The organism is Streptomyces sp. NPDC002467 (assembly GCF_042889825.1).
Classification (GTDB): domain Bacteria; phylum Actinomycetota; class Actinomycetes; order Streptomycetales; family Streptomycetaceae; genus Streptomyces.
Genome location: NZ_JBIARJ010000006.1, coordinates 167,508 through 187,226 on the forward strand (window position 1 = coordinate 167,508; position 19,719 = coordinate 187,226).

General features: G+C 73.5%; 13 protein-coding genes and 2 pseudogenes. 6 read left to right on the top strand and 9 right to left on the bottom strand.

Annotation, left to right across the window (positions count from 1 at the left end; all coding sequences use genetic code 11):
* Positions 1-146 precede the first annotated feature (146 nt).
* The 5 genes from ACFYYJ_RS15125 to ACFYYJ_RS15145 form a co-directional block, all read right to left on the bottom strand.
* A complete protein-coding gene (locus ACFYYJ_RS15125; protein WP_389132372.1) occupies positions 147-770 on the bottom strand; it encodes a hypothetical protein in 624 nt (207 codons plus the stop codon).
* Positions 767-2,383, bottom strand: coding sequence for a serine/threonine-protein kinase (locus ACFYYJ_RS15130; protein ID WP_389132374.1), 1,617 nt, complete (start codon positions 2,381-2,383; stop codon positions 767-769). The genes ACFYYJ_RS15125 and ACFYYJ_RS15130 overlap by 4 nt, the downstream gene beginning before the upstream one ends.
* Before the next feature lie 302 nt (positions 2,384-2,685).
* Positions 2,686-3,942, bottom strand: a complete 1,257-nt coding sequence (locus tag ACFYYJ_RS15135) for a Tm-1-like ATP-binding domain-containing protein (protein ID WP_385360753.1) — start codon at positions 3,940-3,942, stop codon at positions 2,686-2,688.
* Between the two features lie 59 nt (positions 3,943-4,001).
* A complete protein-coding gene (locus tag ACFYYJ_RS15140; protein ID WP_389132378.1) occupies positions 4,002-4,523 on the bottom strand; it encodes an NUDIX domain-containing protein in 522 nt (173 codons plus the stop codon).
* Positions 4,524-4,553: 30 nt separating this feature from the next.
* Positions 4,554-5,645, bottom strand: a complete 1,092-nt coding sequence (locus ACFYYJ_RS15145) for a cation diffusion facilitator family transporter (RefSeq protein ID WP_385133092.1) — start codon at positions 5,643-5,645, stop codon at positions 4,554-4,556.
* Between the two features lie 179 nt (positions 5,646-5,824).
* Here ACFYYJ_RS15145 and ACFYYJ_RS15150 point away from each other — a divergent pair, with 179 nt between their 5' ends.
* Genes ACFYYJ_RS15150 through ACFYYJ_RS15160 form a run of 3 tightly spaced genes read left to right on the top strand, consistent with a single transcriptional unit; the run spans position 5,825 to position 9,803 of the window.
* Positions 5,825-8,200: an FHA domain-containing protein gene (locus tag ACFYYJ_RS15150; RefSeq protein WP_389132382.1), complete on the top strand. Its 2,376-nt coding sequence runs from the start codon at positions 5,825-5,827 to the stop codon at positions 8,198-8,200.
* Positions 8,197-8,829 carry a hypothetical protein gene (locus ACFYYJ_RS15155; RefSeq protein ID WP_389132384.1) on the top strand — a complete coding sequence of 211 codons (633 nt, stop codon included), beginning with the start codon at positions 8,197-8,199 and terminating at the stop codon, positions 8,827-8,829. The genes ACFYYJ_RS15150 and ACFYYJ_RS15155 overlap by 4 nt, the downstream gene beginning before the upstream one ends.
* Positions 8,829-9,803 (top strand): serine/threonine-protein kinase, encoded by a 975-nt coding sequence (locus ACFYYJ_RS15160; RefSeq protein WP_389132387.1) that lies wholly within the window; start codon positions 8,829-8,831, stop codon positions 9,801-9,803. Before ACFYYJ_RS15155 ends, ACFYYJ_RS15160 begins: the two co-directional genes overlap by 1 nt.
* 65 nt (positions 9,804-9,868) lie before the next feature.
* Here ACFYYJ_RS15160 and ACFYYJ_RS15165 read toward each other — a convergent pair whose 3' ends face one another.
* Positions 9,869-11,104 (bottom strand): streptophobe family protein, encoded by a 1,236-nt coding sequence (locus ACFYYJ_RS15165; RefSeq protein ID WP_389132771.1) that lies wholly within the window; start codon positions 11,102-11,104, stop codon positions 9,869-9,871.
* 184 nt (positions 11,105-11,288) lie between these two features.
* Between ACFYYJ_RS15165 and ACFYYJ_RS15170 the strand changes: the two are divergent.
* From ACFYYJ_RS15170 to ACFYYJ_RS15180, 3 genes and pseudogenes are all read left to right on the top strand, one after another.
* Positions 11,289-12,491, top strand: a pseudogene (locus tag ACFYYJ_RS15170) (DUF6777 domain-containing protein); the annotation flags it as partial.
* A gap of 603 nt (positions 12,492-13,094) precedes the next feature.
* Positions 13,095-13,586: pseudogene (locus tag ACFYYJ_RS15175) on the top strand (hypothetical protein); the annotation flags it as partial.
* Between the two features lie 71 nt (positions 13,587-13,657).
* Positions 13,658-15,727, top strand: a complete 2,070-nt coding sequence (locus ACFYYJ_RS15180) for a SpoIIE family protein phosphatase (protein ID WP_389132390.1) — start codon at positions 13,658-13,660, stop codon at positions 15,725-15,727.
* Between the two features lie 24 nt (positions 15,728-15,751).
* On the opposite strand, the gene ACFYYJ_RS15185 is transcribed toward ACFYYJ_RS15180, so the two are convergent.
* The 3 genes from ACFYYJ_RS15185 to modA form a co-directional block, all read right to left on the bottom strand.
* Positions 15,752-16,603 carry a DUF4328 domain-containing protein gene (locus ACFYYJ_RS15185; protein ID WP_389132392.1) on the bottom strand — a complete coding sequence of 284 codons (852 nt, stop codon included), beginning with the start codon at positions 16,601-16,603 and terminating at the stop codon, positions 15,752-15,754.
* 142 nt (positions 16,604-16,745) lie between these two features.
* Positions 16,746-18,719: an ABC transporter permease gene (locus ACFYYJ_RS15190; protein WP_385360775.1), complete on the bottom strand. Its 1,974-nt coding sequence runs from the start codon at positions 18,717-18,719 to the stop codon at positions 16,746-16,748.
* Between the two features lie 166 nt (positions 18,720-18,885).
* Positions 18,886-19,707 carry a molybdate ABC transporter substrate-binding protein gene (gene modA, locus ACFYYJ_RS15195; RefSeq protein ID WP_389132396.1) on the bottom strand — a complete coding sequence of 274 codons (822 nt, stop codon included), beginning with the start codon at positions 19,705-19,707 and terminating at the stop codon, positions 18,886-18,888.
* Positions 19,708-19,719: the final 12 nt, after the last annotated feature.

Here is a 19,719-nt window from a genome sequence, read left to right on the forward strand (position 1 = left end):
CGTCCTGCACGCCCTCGTCAACACATCCGAGTCTGCCGGTGGGAGCCCGTCGCGGGCTTCGGCCGGACGGCCACGACCGCCTCGGCCGAAAGACCGAACGCGTACCCGAGTCGACCTCGACGGCGGTCTCGCCGTCATCCGTCCGCCTATGGGCGGCAGTCGTACGTGAACTCCACGGCCGCCGTGCGCCGCTCGGGCGTCAGCAGGTGCAGCTCGGCCCTGGCCGGGTAGCTGCCCCGGCCCCGGAAGGTCCACAGCAGGTGCAACCGGGTCTCCCGTTGCCCACTGGGCACCCGTTCGGTCAGCTGCTCGGACTGCGTGCCGTCGCTCCGCACCCAGCGGTAGGCGAGGGTGCCCGGGCGGCCGTCGGTGCCGACGACGGCGACCACGTCGGCCGCCGAGTCGCAGGCCGGGCCCTTGGAATCGGTGGTCACGGCAAGGCTCCGGACTTCCAGGGCGGGCCCGAACCGCTGCCAGCCGAGGTACGCGAGGACCGCGAGCAGCACCACGGCCGCGAGGGCGTACCGCCGCAGGCCCGCGCCCCGGCGGCGCTGCGGAGGCGCGGTCGGAACGGTCACCGGGAACGGCGCGGGCATGGCCGCGGTGACCCCCGGCCCGAAGCGGAGCACGGAGCCCTCGACCCGGTCGGGCGCGACCGTACCGGGCCCATCGGGGCCGGCGAACCAGTGGCTGCCGAGGACGGTGGCGCTGTACTCCTCGTCGCCGCTGCCCGAACCGTCACTGGTGAGCTTCCGGGTGACGTCGTTCATGCGGGAACGCACCTCCGCTTGGCCTGGATGCTGTACGTGTCCGGACCGGATCCGGCCGCCGGCGTGGTGGTGACCCGGACGCCCCAGTAGCAGCCCGCGCCGGTGAAGGTGTGCGCCATCGAGGGCTGGTCCGAACCGACGGCGTACTGGTACACGCTGGTGCCGTCGGGCCTCGCGAACGGGTCGCCGGCGTCTCCGGTGAACCACTCGAAGGTGACCTTCACGTTCCCGGTCCCCGAGGCCTTCAGGAGCACCGCGGCCCGACCTTGGTCCAGCGCCGTCTGCGTGAGGGTCACCCGGGCCACGTACACCTCGACGGGCGGAGTCGGCGGCGCCGTCGTGGGTTTGGGGGTCGTCGGTTTCGGCGTGGGGCTCGGGTCAGGGCTGTACGACGGCGACGGCGACGCGGACGGCGACGCGCTCGGCGAGGCGGAGGGACTCGCCGAGGCCGACGGAGACGGCGACGGGGTCGCGGAAGGGGACGCGGACGCGGACGTGCTCGGGCCGGCCGTCGGCGAGCCCTGGCCGGGCGGGGCCGCGCTCGTCGTCGCGAACGCGCTGAGCGCCGCGGCCCCGCCCGGGGAGGCGCCGAGCGCGTCCGTCGTCAGGAGGAGAGCCGCTCCCAGCACCAGCGCCACCCCGGCCGCCAACAGGCCGCGTCGGCCCGGGGCCCAGCTCGAACCGGTGCGCAGGGTGGTCGTCGCCACCGCCGTCGTACCCGCCGCGGACGCGGCCGCCGAGGGGAACAACAGCGGCAGCAGGGCGGCCAGCGCCGCCAGTTTGCGCTGCCCGCGCTCCTCCCATTCGGGGCCGTACGCGGCGAGCGCCACGTCCTCCAGCTCCGCCACGAACGCCTCGGCGTTCTCCGGCCGCTGCTCGGGCCGCTTGGCCAGACCGCGCCGGATCAGCGGCCGTACGGGCTCGGGGGCCTCGGTCTCGGGGACCGGGGCCTCTATGTGCTGGACGGCGAGCTCCGCGAAGTTGTTCCCGTCGTAGGGCTTGCGGCCGGTGAGGCACTCGAAGAAGGTCGCCGTCGCCGCGTACACGTCGGCGGCGGGGGAGGCGGGGCGGCCCTGCCACTGCTCGGGCGCCATGTAGGCGGGGGTGCCGGCCACACCGGGCGTCGCGCCGCGGTCGGCGGCGATGCCGAAATCCACCAGCTTCGAGGAGCCGTCCGCCGCGACCAGCACGTTCTCCGGCTTGTAGTCCCGGTGGACGACACCCGCCCGGTGCGCCGCCGCCAGCCCCAGCAGGGAGCCCTTCAGCACCACCAGGGCGGCCTCGGCGTCCGTCCGCCCCGACTGCTTCAGCAGTGCGCGCAGCGAGATCCCGTCGACCAGTTCCATCACGATGGCGGCGCCGCCGGGCGCCTCCGCGTATTCGACGTATTCGTACAGCCGCACCACGTGCGGGGAGCGCAGGTTCCCTAGGAGGCGCGCCTCGGCCCGGAACTCCCCGACGAAGGCCGGGTCCTCGCGCATCCGGTCACTGAGGTACTTCACCGCGACGGCCGTGCCCGTGCCGTCGTGGACGGCCAGCACCACGCGGCCGCTGCCGCCCGAACCCAGTTCCCGGACCTCCGAATAGCCGGGGACCGTCCACGTGTCCGTCATTGCCTGAGCCCCCCCCCGCATCCCGGGTCGTCGAGGTGGGGGGGGGGGCGCCCGGCCCCCCCCCCCCCCCCACCCCCCCCCCCGCCCGGCCCCCCCCGGGGCCGGGGGGGGAGGGCGCCGGCGGCCCCCCGCCCATAAAGGGGTGCCGGCCGTGCGCCCCCGCCGGGGGGGGCCCCCCCCCGGGCCCCCCCGGGCCCCCCCCCCCCCCCCCCCCCGGGGGGGGGGGGGGGGGCCGGGCGCCCCCCCCCCCACCCCCCAGGACACTTTTCCGCCACGGCCGGTTCCCAACCGGGCCGGGCGTCTCAGGCAGCGGCCGACACCGCGCCGATCATGGCGTGCAGACGGTCCGCCGCCGCGTGTCCGAAGGCCGGGTCGTTGATGTGCGTGTCGTAGTCGTGGAGCCGGGCGGCGCTGCCCCGCAAGCCGTCGCGCAGCGCCGAGAACAGGGCCCGGTCCGCGGCCGGGTCGTGGTACGGCCCGCCCGGTGCGCCGAGCGTGGACAGCCCCCGGAGCGGGACGCACACCTCCGTGGGGCCGGTGGCCGTACGCAGCTTCGCGGCGACCCGGCGGCCGAGTTCGGCGCATTCGGCCTCGGTCGTACGGATCACGGTGATGGACGGGTTGTGGACCCGGACCCTGCGGTACCGGACCCGCTCGGGCAGGGTCTCCACCGGCCCGAACTTGACCATGTCCAGCGCCCCGAGGCTCACCACCTGCGGAATCCCGGCCCGTCCGGCCGCGCTCAGCCGGTCGGGACCCGCGGTGAGGATGCCCCCGCACAGGTCGTCGGCGAGCTCGCTGAGCGTCAGGTCGAGGACGCCCGCGAAGACGCCCTGGCCGGCCAGGGTCTCCAGGGTGCGGCCGCCCGTGCCGCTGACGTGGAAGACCAGTACCTCGTAGCCGAGTTCCGTCAGCCGCTCCCGGGCCGCGTCCACGCCGGGCGTCGTCACCCCCGCCATGCTCGCCGCGATCAGCGGCCGCGAGCCCGTGCCCAGCCGCGCCGGGCGGCGCAGTTCCAGGGAGGCGCGGGCGAAGCCCCTGGCCATCCCGGCGGCGGCCTCCGCCGCGTTGGCCAGGACCGGCGCGGAGATGCTGTTGATCCCCGCGATGTCCACGACGCTGTACATCATCGTGATGTCCGAGGAGCCGACGTACGGGGACACGTCCCCGGACGCCATGGACGAGACCATCAGTTTCGGTACGCCGAGCGGCAGCGCGCGCATCGCCCGGGTGGCGATGGACGTGCCGCCGCTGCCGCCGATCGCGAGCACCGCGTGCAGCCGGCCTTCGGCGTGCAGGCGCAGCACGGTCGCTTCCGCGCCCCGGGCCATCGTGGTGACGGCCGCGCCCCGGTCGGCGGCCGTGCGCAGCTCGGACAGTTCGGCTCCCGCCGCCCGGGCCACCGCTTCTCTGGGGACGTCCGCGGGCACGCGGGGTTCGCCCATGATCCCCGTATCGACCAGTACCACCTCGACGCCGGCGCGCAGCAGCCTCTCGCGCAGCCAGCCGTACTCGACACCCTTGGTGTCCAGGGTTCCCACCAGCACGACGTTCGTCATATGTGCAATGTCCACGCAGGTGGGGTTTGGTGGCAAGTAAAGGTCGGGTCAACGTCCTATCAATCCTCCAAAAGGGTCAATAGCCGTTCGAGAAAAGGAACTTGAGCGGGGATCAGTTTCGACTGCGCCGTCGATGGAGCGAACCAGGCGACCCGGTCCAGCTCGGGGAACTGCCGCACGGTTCCGGAATGCGGGGGCCACTCCAGGGAGAACGTGCCCGGCACCATCAGCGCGGGGTCGAGGTCCGCCTCCACCGCCCAGATGGTGACCAGCTTGCCGCTGCCCAGGCGTACGTCGCCGAGCGGCAGGTACTCGCCCTCCGGAGGGGGCATCCCGAGCTCCTCGGTGAACTCCCGGCGGGCCGCGTTCCGCGGTGTCTCGTCCGCTTCGTACTCGCCCTTGGGGATGGCCCAGCCCCCGGCGTCCCGTCCGGACCACAGGGGGCCGCCCATGTGGCCGAGGAGGACCTCGATCCCGTGGTCGGGCGGGGGGTCCGCCGCCCCGCCCGTGCGCCCCGTGTGCCCCGCCTGCCCCGTGCGCCGGAAGAGGAGCAGACCGGCACTGCGTTTCCCATGGCTCATGGGCACATGTATGCCCCGCCGGACGCGGACTCAGTGGTCGTGCGGGCCCTGACGGTGGACCGGCCCGTGCGCGTCCGCGCAATGGGAGTCCGCGGGATCCTCGCCCGGGCGCCCGACCGTGAGCAGCGAGTCCTGCACGTGGTCCACCTGGAGCGTGGTGTGCGTGATCCCGTACTCCTTGGCCAGCAGCCCCTCCAGGTCCCGGCGCACCGCGTGGCAGTCACCGCCCGGCTCCACGAGCACGTGTGCGGAGAGCGCCGCCTGACCGGAGGTGATGGTCCAGATGTGCAGGTCGTGCACCTCGGTGACCGGCGGTCGACCGACGAGCCGGTCGCCGACCGCGTCCGGGTCCACGTGGGCCGGTGCGGCTTCCAGCAGGATCCGGCCGGACTCGCGGATCAGCCCGTAGCCCGCCTTGACCATCAGCACCACCACCACGAGCGTGGCGATGGCGTCGGCCTGCCGGAAGCCGGTGGTCAGGACGATCAGACCGGCCACGGCGGTGCCGATGAAGGCGAACAGGTCGTTGAGGATGTGCTGGAAGGCGCCCTCGACGGCGAGGGACGAACGGTTCGCCCGGGAGATGCACCAGGCCGCCACCACGTTGACGACGATGCCCGCGAGCGCGGTCACCAGGACCAGGCCGCCCTCCACCGGCGGCGGATCCATCAGCCGCCGTACCGCCTCGTACGCCAGCCACGCCCCCAGCAGGAGCAAGGTCAGGCCGTTGGCCTGGGCGGAGAGTATCTCCGCGCGCTTGAGCCCGTACGTGAACCCGCCGCGGGCGGGCCGGGCGGCCAGCCGCATCGCGATGAGCGCGAGCACGATCGAGACGGCGTCCGTCAGCATGTGGGCCGCGTCGGAGATAAGGGCCAGCGACTGGGCCACGATGCCGATGACCACCTCGGCGGCCATGAACGTGGTGATCAGGCCGAGCGCGATGCCCAGCCAGCGGCGGTCGGCGTCGGCGGACACGCCGTGGCTGTGGCCGCCGGGTCCGTGCCCGTGGTCGTGCCCGTGGCCGTCGTCGGGCCGCGCCGCCCCGTCGTGCGCGTGCCCGGCCTCGTCGTGAGCGTGATCGCTCCCGTGCCGGTGGTCGTGAGCCTGGTCGAGCCCAGACATGGGGTCCCCCGTCTCCATCGCACACCCGTGTGTTCGGGTCCGTCGCTCGAAGTGAACCGCACCCGGACGAGATGGGCAAAGGCTGCAACGGGGACCGTTGTCATTACCCATAAGAGGCCTCTGACCTGCGGCGATGTCACGCCGCTGCCGTGCTGGTCGGATCGTGGGAAAATCTGCTCATGGTCCAGCGTCCCGGTGTGCCGACCGCGCCCGAGCTCGTCCTGGAAACCGACCTCGGCTCCACACGGATGAGCCCGGGCCGGAGCTATCACGTAGGCCGCGACCCCCTCTGCGAGATCTGCCTCGACGACGCCCGCGTCTCCTGGCACCACGCGATCCTGCGCCCCGACGGGGACCACTGGACGATCGAGGACGAGGGCAGCACCAACGGCACGTGGGTCGACGGCCACCGCGTCCAGGAGTGGAGCGTCGGGGTCGGCACCGAGCTCCGCTTCGGCAGCGTCGAGGACGGCCCCCGCGCCGTCGTCCTCGGCCGGACCCCCACGGCCGCGGGAGCCGCCCGGCCGTCGAGCGTCTCCCACCCCGGCATGACCGCCACCTTCCGGCAGCCGACCACCGTGCGCCCGCTGGCCCCCAGTACGGTCGTGCGCATCGGCCGCGCCCCCGACAGCGACTTCGTCATCGACGACCTCGTCGTCTCCCGCCGGCACGCCGAACTGCGCTCCCTCGCCGACGGCACGTACGAGATCGCAGACCTCGGCAGCCACAACGGCACCTACCTCAACGGAGCCCGCATCGACGGGCCCGCCCGGCTCTCCGAAGGCGACATCGTCGGCATCGGCCACTCCGCCTTCTGCCTCGTCGGCGACCAGCTCCAGGAGTACGTCGACACCGGCGAGGTCTCCCTCGACGTCGAGGGCCTCACCGTCACCGTCGACCAGGGCCGCAAGACCCTCATGGACGGCGTCTCCTTCCCCGTCGGCGCCAAGTGCCTGCTGGCCGTCGTCGGCCCCAGCGGCGCCGGCAAGTCCACCCTGCTCGGAGCGCTGACGGGCCTGCGCCCCGCCGACAGCGGCACCGTCCTCTACGACGGCCGCGACCTCTACCGCGACTACGCGGAACTGCGCAGCCGCATCGGCCTCGTGCCCCAGGACGACATCCTGCACGCCCAGCTCACCGTCCGCCGCGCCCTCGTGTACGCCGCCGAACTGCGTTTCCCGCAGGACACCGCCAAGGCCGAACGCGAGGCACGGGTGGACGAGGTGATCCGCGAACTCGGCCTCGTCCAGCGGGTCGACCAGCCGATCCACAGCCTCTCCGGCGGCCAGCGCAAACGCGTCTCCGTCGCCCTGGAACTGCTGACGAAGCCCTCCCTGCTCTTCCTCGACGAACCCACCTCCGGCCTCGACCCGGGCATGGACCGCTCGGTGATGCACATGCTGCGCGGCCTCGCCGACGACGGCCGTACCGTCATCGTGGTCACCCACAGCGTGCTCAGCCTCGACGTCTGCGACCGGTTGCTGTTCCTCGCGCCGGGCGGTCGCGTCGCCTATTTCGGCCCGCCCCAGGAGGCCCTTTCCTTCTTCGGCTTCGACGAGTGGCCGGAGGCGTTCGAGGCGTTCGAGACCCAGCAGGACCGCGACTGGGCGGGCGCCTACCGCGCCTCACCCGAACACCGCCGCTACGTCGACGTCACCGCCCACCAGTCCCGGCCGGCCGCCGGGGCCGCAGAGCCCTTGCGCGCCGCGCCCCTGCCGCCGCCGAAGGCGCAGAGCTGGGGCTCCCAGCTGTCCACCCTGATCCGCAGGTACGCCGCCGTGCTCGGCGCCGACCGCACCTTCCTCATCATCATGGTCGCGCTGCCGTTCATGATGGGGGCCATGGCCCGCGCACTCGCCGGGAGCACCCTCACCGCGGAGACGGCGCTCAACGCCCTGCTCATCCTGACCATCGGCGGAGTGCTCACCGGCGCCGCCAACGCCGTCCGCGAACTCGTCAAGGAACGCGTGATCTACCAGCGCGAACGCGCCGTGGGACTCTCCCGCTCCGCCTACCTGATGTCCAAGGTGGTGGTGCTCGGCACGATCACCGTCGCCCAGGCCGTCGTACTGACCCTCGTGGCCCTCGGCGGAGTGAAACTCAACGCCCCGCACGGCAGGGGCGTCATCATGCCACCGCTGATCGAGATCACCCTCGCCGTCGCCCTGCTGTCCTTCACCGCGATGATGCTCGGACTGCTGATCTCCGCCCTGGTCCGCAAGGAGGAGGTCACCATGCCGCTGCTGGTCCTCCTCGCCATCGTCCAGGTCGTCTTCTGCGGCACCCTGCTGAAGCTCTACGACGTCGCCGTCCTCGAACAGGTGGCCTGGTTCGCGCCGGCGCGGTGGGCGATGGGCGCGATGGGCGGGACCATCGACGTCGGCGCGATCGTCCCCGGCCGACTCACACAGGACCCGATCTTCGAACACAGGACCAGCGTGTGGCTGGTGAGCATCGCCATGCTGCCGGTCCTGTCCGTGCTCTTCGGACTGCTGGTGTCCCGGCTGCTGCGCAGGCACGAGCCGGCCGTCATGCGGAAGCAGCCGAAGCGATGACCTTCCCCGACGCGGTCGCGGACTTCAACCCGACCCACGTCGTCCCCCAGGAGGGGATGCCGGCCTGGGAGTACCCCGACGCGACCCGGCCCACCGTCCCCCTCGACCCCTTCCTGCCCGTGCAGCTGCTGTCCCGCAGCGGGGACTGGGGCGAGGTCCTCTGCGCCAACGGCTGGTCCGCCTGGGTGGACGGCCGGCTCCTGATCGCCGTACCGCAACCGCCGCCCACCGTCGGCGGGAGCCCACCCGCCCGCGGTGAGGACCCCAGGCCCCGGCTCGCCCGGAGCACCCAGACCGTGGAGCGCTACCGGCGGGCCGTCGAGGAGCTCGCCTCGGGGCGTATCGACGCCGAGGCCTTCCGGCGCTCGGTACGGGGCCTGCGCGCCGGAATCGTGCTCGACGGGGAGTCGGTCTGGCTCTACGACGAGGCGACCGGACGATGGCTCTACGGGGACGGCACCCACCTGAGCACCTACGCCGTGGCCGCGGGACCGGGCGCCTCGCCCGACGCGGAGACCGACGCGCTCGGCGTCCAGCTCGACGTACTGCCCGACGGCGCCGACGAGCCGCCCGCCGGACCGGTGGGGCACGCCCCGACCCAGATCGTCAAAGACCCCGGGACCAAGTGATGGGCGAGTCGCCCGGCAAGGAACCGGCCCCCGGCCGCCCTTCCGACCTGCGGGGGAAGCAGATCGCCGGATACCTGGTGGAGAGCGAGATCGGGCGCGGCGGCATGGCGGTCGTCTACCGCGCCCGGGACCTGCGGCTCGACCGGACGGTGGCGCTCAAGCTGCTGGCCCCGCAGCTGGCGCACGACGACACCTTCCGGCAGCGGTTCGTCCACGAGTCGAAGGTGGCCGCGGCCATCGACCACCCGCACATCGTCCCCGTGTTCGAGGCAGGGGAGACGGAAGGGCTGCTGTACATCGCCATGCGCTTCGTGGCCGGTCAGGACCTGCGGGCGATGCTCGACCGGACCGGTCCGCTGCCGGTGGGGACGGCCGCCCGGATCACCGGGCAGGTCGCCTCGGCACTCGACGCGGCGCACGACCACGGCCTCGTCCACCGGGACGTGAAGCCCGCCAACATCCTCGTCGCGGCGGGCACGGACAGCGAGCACCCGGAACACGTGTACCTGACCGACTTCGGCCTGACGAAGAAGTCGCTGTCGCTGACCGGGTTCACGACGGCCGGGCAGTTCGTCGGAACCCTGGACTACGTGGCGCCGGAACAGATCTGGGGGAAGCCCGTGGACGGCCGGTGCGACGTCTACAGCCTCGGCTGCGTCGTCTACGAGACCCTCGCCGGCGCGCCGCCCTTCCGGCGCGACGACGACATGGCGCTGCTCTGGGCCCACCAGTACGATCCGCCGCCCCCGCTCGGCTCCCTCCGGCCGGGCCTGCCCGCCGCGGTGGACGAGGTGCTGGCGAAGGCCCTCGCGAAGTCGCCGGAGGACCGCTGGGACACCTGCCTGGAGTTCATCGGCGCCCTGCGCCGTACGGACCCCGGGCCGGGGGAGCGGCCGGAGGGCGGGCCGAAGGCCCCTGCGCCCCCGCCGACGCCGCCGCGCTGGGCCCTACCGGTCTTCCGTGGGGACACCTGACCTGCGCTTGACCTGCCCTGGCGTGCTCCGGCCTGCCCCGAAGGGGAGCCCTGAAGGGAGACCTGTCACCCCTTCGGTTCCTCCACCCTGCCGCGGCGGTGCAGGGGGCGGGCCAGCAGGGCGCCCAAGAACCCGGCCACCGCGCCCCACAGGAGCGCGAGGCCGACGGTCCGCCCCAGGACCGCGGCGAACTCGACGGTGCCGCCCAGGCCGTCCACGTCGCCGATGCCCAGGAGGGACAGCCCGAACCGGGCCTGGACCCCGGCCAGCAGACAGACGGTGAGCGTCCCGAGGGCCAGGGCCACGCCCAGGTGGAGCGCGTGCTGCCAGGGGCGCACGTGCGCGGGGGAGCGCACGGCGGTCAGCACGCCCGTGCCCAGCAGCAGGACGGCGGCGACGACCACCAGCCACCACGCCCGCGCGTCCCGTTCCGCGAGGGAGGCGACGTCGATCGTGGACAGGTCGGGGCCGCGCAGGGCCTGGTCCAGCAGCTGCGGCATCGGCAGCCCGAAGGGCCCCTCGACCTTGCCCTCCCAGGCGCCGCCGAAGCCCAGGGTCAGCGCGGGCCAGACCAGGTTGGGCAGCCCGAGCAGCAGCACGGCGAGGGTCTGCGCGGCATGGCCCTGCGTGGCGGCCACGACCAGCCCGACGAGGATGCCGAGGACCACGTACGCGAGGAGCAGTACGACGGTGGCGAAGGCGGCCGGGCGCAGTGCCGTGTGGAAGCGCACCAGCCGGGCCGGCAGCGGAGCGCGCCGCGAGACGAGCAGCGAGACGAGCAACAGCCCCAGGATCCAGAGCAGTCCGAACAGCAGCGTCGGGCCCAGGGCGCCCTCGAAGCCCACCTTCGGCGCGGAGTCGAGGAGTTCACCGATCTGGCCGAGGGGGTTGTCCCCAGTGGAGATGGCGAACGTCTGGCGGGCGAGCAGGGTCGCGCCCATGAGTACGAGGAGCCAGATCACCACCAACGGGACGGCCCGGCTCAGGAGTTCGCGGGGCCGCGCCACCGCCCGGTTGTGCAGGGGGCGCAGGAAGAGCCAGCCGGCGGTGAGGGCGCCGGCGAGGCTCACCGAGAGCGGCAGCAGGGACAGGCTCGCCTCGGCGCCCCCGAGGACGCCCGCGCCGCCCGTCACCTCGACGGACCCGCCGGCCGCCATCACCACCACGGCGGCGACGACCCGGGGGAACGCGCCGCCCGGCAGATCGACGGCGTCGGCACAGGCCAGCCCGGCCGCGGCGACGGCGGCCATCACGGCGAAGGCCGCCACGACCGCGACCAAGGCGTCGCGCACCGCCCCCATGGAGCCCCCCGGCGATGGTGATCGCGTCGTATGGCTCACCCAGCCACCGTAGGCAGGCTCGGCTTGCGGGCACCACCTGAACGGCGCACACAATGGTCCGGCAGGGAACTCCTCCTCCTGGGAAGAAGAGCCCGTGACCACGCAACCTTCCGGCAGCCAGCCGCCGTCACCAGACCGCCCCTCGGTGCCGCCCTCCGGCCGCCCCACGGGGCCCCCCTCCGGCCCGCTCTCGGGCGGGCAGCAACAGGGCCCGCCGCCGCCTCCACCGCCGTCCGCGCCGCCCGGCGGCCCGGGCATACCCGGCGGCCCGGGTGGCCCGGGCGGTCCCGGCGACCAGCCGAAGGGCCCCTGGTGGCGATCCGTACCCCGGCTCGCCACCGTGCTCGTCGCCGTGGCCGCGGCCGTGGCCCTGGCCGTGGTGCTGACCCGGCCCAGTGGTACCCCGCAGGCCGACCGCGAGGTGTTCCTCCAGCCGGCCGCGGCCTCGGGCCCCGACCCCTTCACGCCGTCGACGGTCACGAAGGAGGGTTCACAGCCGCCACCGGTGAGCCCCACGCCCACCGCGCAGCCCACCGCCACGGCCACACCGGCCGGAACACGCAGCATCAGCGGATCCTCACCCGGCGTGTACGGGGGCACGAAGAACTCCGCCAGCTGTGACGTGGAGAAGCTGATCAGCGACCTCTCGGCGGACCCCGCCAAGAACGCCGCCTTCGCCTCGGGCGTCGGCGTCCAGCCGGCGGCCGTCCCCGCGTACCTCCGCTCGCTCACCCCGGTGCAGCTGCGGATGGACACCCGGGTCACGAACCACGGCTATCAGGACGGCAAGCTCACCACCTACCAGGCGGTGCTCCAGGCCGGGACGGCCGTACTGGTCGACGACCGAGGGGTGCCGCGGGTGCGCTGCGCCTGCGGGAACCCGCTCGGTCCGCCGGTGGCGCTGCAGGCCAACCCGAAGCGCTACGGACAGGTGTGGAACTCGTACCAGCCGTCGCAGGTCGTGGTCATCGCACCGGCGCCGACGATCGTGCACAAGTTCGTGATCTACGACCACCAGGACCGGCGTTGGTACGAGCGCTACCGCGGTGACCACCACGGCAAGCACGACAGGCCGGTCCCGCCGCCCGTGATCGTGACGCCGACCCTGATCCCGCCGACGCACACTCCGACCCGGACGCCGACATCGACCCCGACGACCACCAAGACCCCGACCACGACCCCGACGTCCACCCCGACGAAGACGCCCACGACGACCCCGACCACGACGCCGACGACCACGTCGACCCCGACCACGACCCCGACCACGACTCCGACGTCGACGCCGACCTCCACCCCGACCTCGACCCCGACGTCGTCGGTCTCGCCGTCGGGATCCGAGTCGCCCTCGAAGTCGCCTTCGCAGTCGCCGTCCACCTCGCCGTCCCCGACCCCGTCCACCTCCCCGACCCCGTCCGCCTCGGCGTCCCCGTCGGCATCCGCCTCGCGGTCCGCGCCGGAATCCCGGTCGGCCTCCCCGTCGGTCCAGCGGAGCCAGGCGGAACCAGTACCGCCGGCCCCGCGGACCACGGCGCCGGCGCCTGAACCCCCGGCCGCGACGCAGCCCCAGCTGCCGACCGCACCGCCCCAGGCGTCACCGCTGCCCCCGAAGCCGTCACCGCAGCAGCCGTCACCTCCCGCGGCTCCCACGCAGAACAGCGACGGAGGAGCCGGCAACGACAACGGCGGCAACCAGAACGGCGGCAATGAAAACGGTGGCAACCAGAACGGTGGCAACCAGAACGGTGGCAACCAGAACGGTGGCAACCAGAACGGTGGCACCGGCAACGAGAACGGAAACCAGTAGTAGATGACCGAACCGGCCCCGGCCGCGGCGGGTGATCCCCTCACCCACCGCGACCGGGGCCCGATGTCGCGCAGACCGCCCCCGCCACGGGCCCCGTCGTGCAGGACGGCGAGAGCGCCACGGGAGGGGTGAGGGTGGGGACAGGGTCGCACCGGCTACGGCCCCCACCGTCTCAAGTCGGTTCTGGCCGAGCCGAACGTCGCCGACGCGCTGTCCCGGGCCGGGAGGGCCCTCCCGAACGAGGGGGCGGTCGCGGCGTACGCAATGCTGTGCAAAGCGGTGAGAGGGCTGGGGCCGGCGTTCTTCACCAAGCTCCTCTACTTCCTCGACCTGGCCATGGACGCTCCCTGCACCCCTCGTGCCCTTGTCATGGACCAGAGGGTCGCGCGAGTCGTACGCGCTCACGCCGCGCGGACCGCACGCGAGAGCGGACTGTCCTCGGCGGCGGACGTGGCGGGCTGGACGTGGTCGGACAGCGGCTGGACGCCACACCGCTACGGGGTCTACCTGCACTGGATCACTGCCGCTTCCGAGCAGCTCGCAGCCTCGGGGATCGGGTGGCCTGCGGCGAATCCGGATCTGCTGGAACTCGCCTTGTTCGACGGCGCCTGGAATCCGGCGATCGACGCTCGCCGGTAGGGCAAGAGGCCGAGCTTCCGTCCCGCGTTCCTTTTCATGCCGATATGGCCGGAGGGTGAGACCCTGGCTGCATGGTCCAGAGGGGAAGGAACCCCGAGGTCGACTGGCCCGCGCGGCCGGACAGGAGTCTCGCGCTCAACCGCATGGGCACGTTCGACTGGGACCTCGGCAGCGGTCGGATGTATCTGGATCCCACCGCGCTGGAGGTCCTCGACCTGCGCCCGGACGAGTTCACCGGGACTCCCGCCGGACTGCGCTCGCGCATCGCTCCGGCCGAGGAGGCCCGGCTCGACGCCCGCGTCGCGCAGGCACTCAAGGACGGCCGCAGCCACTACGGGGCGTACGTGCGCAGCCGCCGCCGGGACGGATCGCCGGCATGGACCCACATCCAGGGGCACATCCTGCGGGAGTCGGACGGCCGCCCGTACCGCATCATCGGGATCCTCCGCGACGCCGCCCACGACCCCGGCGAGCCCGGCGCCGCCGGGGAGCAGGCCGAGGGGCGCCGCCGGATGACCGGGGTCGTCGAGCGGACCACCGCGATCCTCGCCCACGCCCGCACCGTCAACGACGTCACCGACGTCCTCAAGGACCCCGAGGCCCTCGGACACCTCGGCGCGGTCAGCGTGATGCTCGGCATCGTGGACGGCGGCCGCATCCACCTGGTCGCGGAGGGACGGCTCGGTACGTACGTGCCCGAGATCGAGTACACGCGGATCGAGGCGCAGTTCCCGATGAGCGAGGCCGTGCGCACGATGCAGCCGGTCTACCTGTCCGCGCGGGAGGAGTTCCCGCGCCGCTACCCGCTGCTGTGGCCGTACATCGAGCCGCTGTCCGTGCGCAGCGGCGTCTACCTGCCGCTGATCGCCCAGGGCCGCGTCATCGGCGCCCTCGGGCTCCTCTACGCGCGCGAGGGCGATTTCACCGCCGAGGAGAGGAACGTCCTCATGGCCCTCGGCAGCGGCATCGCGCAGAGCCTCCAGCGGGCCATCCTCTTCGAGCAGGAGCACGACCTGGCCGAAGGCCTCCAGCGGGCCATGCTGCCCCGCCGGATCCCCGAGGTGGCGGGCGCGCAGATCGCCGTACGGTACCGGTCCGCACGGATGGGGCGGGACATCGGCGGCGACTGGTACGACGTGATCCCGCTCGGCGAGGGCCGGGTCGGGGTGATGATCGGCGACGTGGAGGGGCACGACACGGACGCCGCCGCCGTCATGGGCCAGCTGCGCATCGTGCTCCGCGCGTACGTCGTCGAGGGGCACACCCCGGGCACCGCGATGGCCCGGGCCTCCGCCTTCCTGCGCGAACTGGCCACGGAACGCTTCGCCACCTGCACGTACGCCGAGGTCGACCTCACCACGGGCATGTTCCGCACGGTCCGCGCCGGCCACCTCGACCCGATCGTCCGGCGCGGCGACGGCAGCTCCCACCGCATCCAGGTGGCGGGCGGACTGCCGCTCGGCCTGCCCCCGCGCGAGCACGGGGAGAGCGGCTCCGGCTACCCCGTCACCAGCCTCGAACTGCACCCGGGCGACACCCTGCTGCTGTGCACGGACGGCCTCATCGAAAGGCCCGGAGCGGACACCGACACCGGGATGCGGGAGCTGATGGCGGCGGTCCGAACCGGCCCCGCGGACGTCGAGGAACTCGCCGACCTGCTGTGCGACCTGGTCGGGGACTCCGGAGGCGGGGACGACATGGCCCTGCTCCTGCTGCGCCGCCGCGGCACGCCTCCGGCGCGCGGCGGCGGCCCGCTCTCCCAGAAGCTGGAGCCGGGCGACGCGCAGGCCCCGGCGCTGGCCCGCCACCTGATCCGGGCGGCGGCGGCGGCCTGGGGCGCCCGGGACCGGGCCGACGAGATCGAACTGGCGGCGGACGAGTTGATGACGAACGCCCTGGTCCACACCGAGGGCGGCGGCCAGGTCAGCATGCGGCTGACCGCGGACGGTCGGATCCGGATCGAGGTCGAGGACTCCAGCAGCGCCCTGCCGAGGCGCCGCGAGGCGGGGGACTGGGCGGTGTCCGGGCGCGGCCTGATGCTCGTGGACCGGCTCTCGGACCGGTGGGGCGTGGAGCCCCGGGGCGCCGGGAAATGCGTCTGGTGCGAGTTCGCCGCGACCGCCCCGGAGCACGCCGCGTGAAGCCCGGGTCTCCGGGGCCGGAGCTCAGAGCGCGGCGTTCGGGCCCTGGGCGGCCTTGGTGTTCTGCAGGGCCGTGAGCCTGCGGACGAAGACGATGGCGAGCACGGCGGCGGCCACCGTGAGCAGGTCGGAGACGATGCCCACCGATGACGCGCTCCGCAGCGTCTCGGGGGTCTCGGCGCGCGCGTAGAGCACGCTGAACACCCGGTCGGAGATCGCCGCGAGGACCCAGAGCGCCCACCAGGCCGTGACCGGCGCGGTGGAAACCCGCCGGTAGGAGCCGTCCGGCGCCTGCTGCGTGCTCGCCGCCCAGATCTCCAGTGCCGTCTGGTACGGGATGAACAGGTTGCCGATGGGGACGAACCAGCCGCCGATGGCCCAGCCGCGGGTACGGGTGAACCCGTCGCGGCGGAAGATCTCGCCGTTCACGCGCACGCGGTGGAACCAGGTGATGAAGAGGGCCGCCGTGCCGAGCACGGTCAGCAGTTGGAGGGACCCGGCGGCGCCGGTCATGACGTCCGACAGGTCCAGGGAACCCTCCGAGACCGTGTCCCGATCCGCGATGAGGTCCGTCATCAGGGACCGGGCGTACACGTTGGCGCCGGCCGAGAAGAGATTGACGGCGGCGGTGACCGACAACACGACCGTCAGGGCGGTGGCGAGGCCCTGGGGCGAACGCAGGACGTCCACGAGCTGAGGTGGGTACGGGTACGGCGGCCGCGGGTACTGCCCCTGGGCCGGGTACGGCTGCCCGGGGAGGGGGCCGCCCGCCTGGGGCGGGGCCGGATGCGGGGCCGGATGCGGGGCCGCGCCGTACGGCGGGAGGCCGGGCTGCGGCTGCGGCGGCGGTGGTGATCCGGGCGCGCTGAAGGACATGACGGTGTACCCCCCACGGGAACGATCGATCTGAAGACGAGTGCCCGTACGAAGGAAGTGGACCGGCACGGGCACCGCTGACACTACGACAGGTCGCGCCCCGCCCGCCGCCGGGATGATCCCGGCCGGCCCGCCCCGCCCGTCACAGGCGTACGAGCGTGACCTCCGTCGCCTTCACGCTTGTCCACACCTCGGAGCCGTCGACGATGCCCAGTTCCGCGGCCGCCTCCGGGGTGATCTCCGCGACCAGGTCGGGAGCCCCGTACGAGGAGACCAGCACGCGCAGCCGGCTGCCGACCGCGGTGATCTCCCGTACGGTGCCTTGCCAGACGTTGCGGGGACTGCCGGTCGGCTGCTTCCGGTGCACCGACACCGCCTCCGGGGCGATGATCGCGAGGGCCTGTGCCCCCTCGGGAAGCCGCTCGGCGACGACGAGCCGGCCGCCGGCGTCGAGGGTGAGCCCGTCGGTCGACGCCGTGCCCGGCCAGGCGTTGCGACCCAGCATCCGGGCCACCCAGGGGGAGCGCGGGTGCCGGGACACCTCGGCGGGCGGAGCGTCCTGGAGGGTGCGGCCGTCGGCGAGCACGAGGACCCGGTCGGCCAGCGACACCGCTTCCACGGGGTCGTGCGTGACGATGAGGCAGACCCCGCCGAAGCCGGCCAGGTGCGTGCGCAGGGTGTGCCGCACGTGCGCCCGGGTCGTCTGGTCGAGGGCGGCCAGGGGCTCGTCCAGCAGCAGGAGCCGGGGCCGGGCGGCCAGGGCGCGGGCCAGGGCCACCCGCTGGGCCTGGCCGCCGGACAGCTGGGCGGGCCTGCGCTGCGCGAGGTGGCCGACGCCGAGCCGGTCCAGCCACGTCTGCGCCTCGCGCCGCGCCTCGGCCCGCGGCACCCTGCGGGCCCGCAGCCCGTACGCGGTGTTGGCCAGGGCGCTCAGGTGCGGGAACAGGGCGCCGTCCTGCGGGACCCAGGCCACCTGCCGCTCGTGCGGGGGCAGTGCCGTGACGTCGGTGTCGCCGAGCCGCAGGTCGGCGCGGGCCCGGGGGGTGAGGCCGAGCAGGGCGCGCAGCAGGGTGGTCTTGCCGGCGCCGTTCTCGCCGACCACGGCGATGGTGGTGCCGGGTTCGGCTTCGAGGGTGAGCTCGTTGAAGCCGGTGACCGAGGCGTGCAGGCGCCAGTGCCCGCCGGCCGGGACGGGCTCCCCCGCAGGGTCCCCGGCGGGCCGGCCGGCGAGCGCACCGGCCGGGGCCGCGGTCAGGGGCGTCGGCTCGTCCGCCGTCACCCGGGACCCCGCCGCCCCGCCGGCCGAGTCGGAGGCGGCGGTGGGCGTGCTCGTCCAGCGCCCCCGCAGGGCGATGAGCACGGCCATCGCGATCGCGAGGAGCAGCAGCGAGACGGAGGTGGCGGCCTCGGGCCGGTCCTGGAGCAGCAGGTACACCTGGAGCGGCAGGGTCTGGGTGGTGCCGGGCAGGTTCCCGGCGAAGGTGATGGTCGCGCCGAACTCGCCGAGCGCCCGGGCCCAGGTGAGGGCGGCGCCCGCGATCAGGCCCGGAGCCACCATCGGCAGGGTCACGGTGAAGAACACGCGGACCGGCGGGGCGCCGAGGGACGCGGCGGTTTCCTCGTAGCTCTGCTTGAGGCCGCCGAGCGCCCCCTCCAGGCTGATCACGAGGAACGGCATCGCGACGAAGGTGGCCGCGAGCACCGCGCCCGAAGTGTGGAAGGGCAGGGTGATCCCGAAGGTGTTCTCCAGCCACGGGCCGAGCAGTCCGCGGCGCCCGAAGCCGAGCAGCAGGGCCACACCGCCGACGGTCGGCGGCAGCACCATCGGCAGCAGGACCAGCGAGCGGACCAGGGCCTTGCCCTTGAACTGGACGCGGGCCAGCAGCCAGGCCAGCGGCACACCGAGCACCAGCGAGAGTCCGAGGGCCCAGAGGGACACGACCAGCGAAAGCCGCAGGGCCTGGAGCACACCGGGGCTGGTGAGGTGCTCACCGAGCTCGCCCCACTGAGTGCGCGTCAGGATGCCGATCAGCGGCAGCAGCAGGAACGCGACGGCGACCAGCGCGGGCAGCGCCAGGGTCACGGGAGGCCGGGTGCGGGTGCGGAAGGTGCTCATCAGGTTCCTGGCTGGGCGGGCGGCGGCGGGCGGCCGCCGTGGGAAGCGTACGGGGCGGCCCGCTCGAACGGACCGCTTGTGACGGGAACGTCCGCGGACGGCGAGAGGGACTGCCCGTCCCCCCTCGGATCGGGCAGTCCCTCGTGCCGTCCGCGACGCGGCGGTGTCACGGCTTCTGGAAGCCCGCGTTCTGGAAGAGGTTCTGCGCCTCGGGGGTGCTCAGCCAGGCGACGAACGCGGCCGCGGCCTCGGCGTTCTTGGACGCCTTCAGCGTGGCGGCCGGGTAGGTGGCGACCACGTTCTGCTCGTCCGGGATGTCCACGGAGGAGACCTTGTCACCGGACTTGATGGAGTCGGTCTTGTAGACCAGACCCGCGTCGGCCTCGCCCAGCTCGACCTTGCTCAGCACGGCGCGGACGTTGGGCTCCTGCGAGACCGGCTTCACCTCGATCTTCTGGGCGTCGAGGATCTGCTTGCTGTACTTGCCGACCGGGACCTCGGGCGCGGCGAGCACGACCTTGATCTTGGTGTCGGCCAGGTCCTTCAGCGCGCCGATCTTGTACGGGTTGTCCTTGCCGGCCACGATGACCAGACGGTTCTTGGCGATGATCGTGGCATCGCCCGTCCCGGCCTTCACGCCGTCCATGGTCTTGGTGTCGGCGGTCACCAGCACGTCGGCCGGGGCACCCTGCTTGACCTGGGCGGCGAGCTCCTGCGAACCGGCGTAGGAGAGGGTGATCTTCGTGCCCGGGTGGGTCTTCTCGTACACGTCCTTGGCCGAGTTGAAGACGTCGGTGAGGGACGAGGCGGCCAGGACGGTGAGGTTCGCGGCCGGCGCGGCGGAGGCCGAGGGCGCGGCGGAGGAGCCGGCGGCGTCCTTCTTGCCGTCACCGCCGCTCTTGCCGCACGCGGCCAGCGGGACGAGCAGGGCGGCGGCCAGAACGGCGGTGGTGGCGCGACGGCGGGACGGGGTGGAAATCAGGGACATGAGCGGATTACT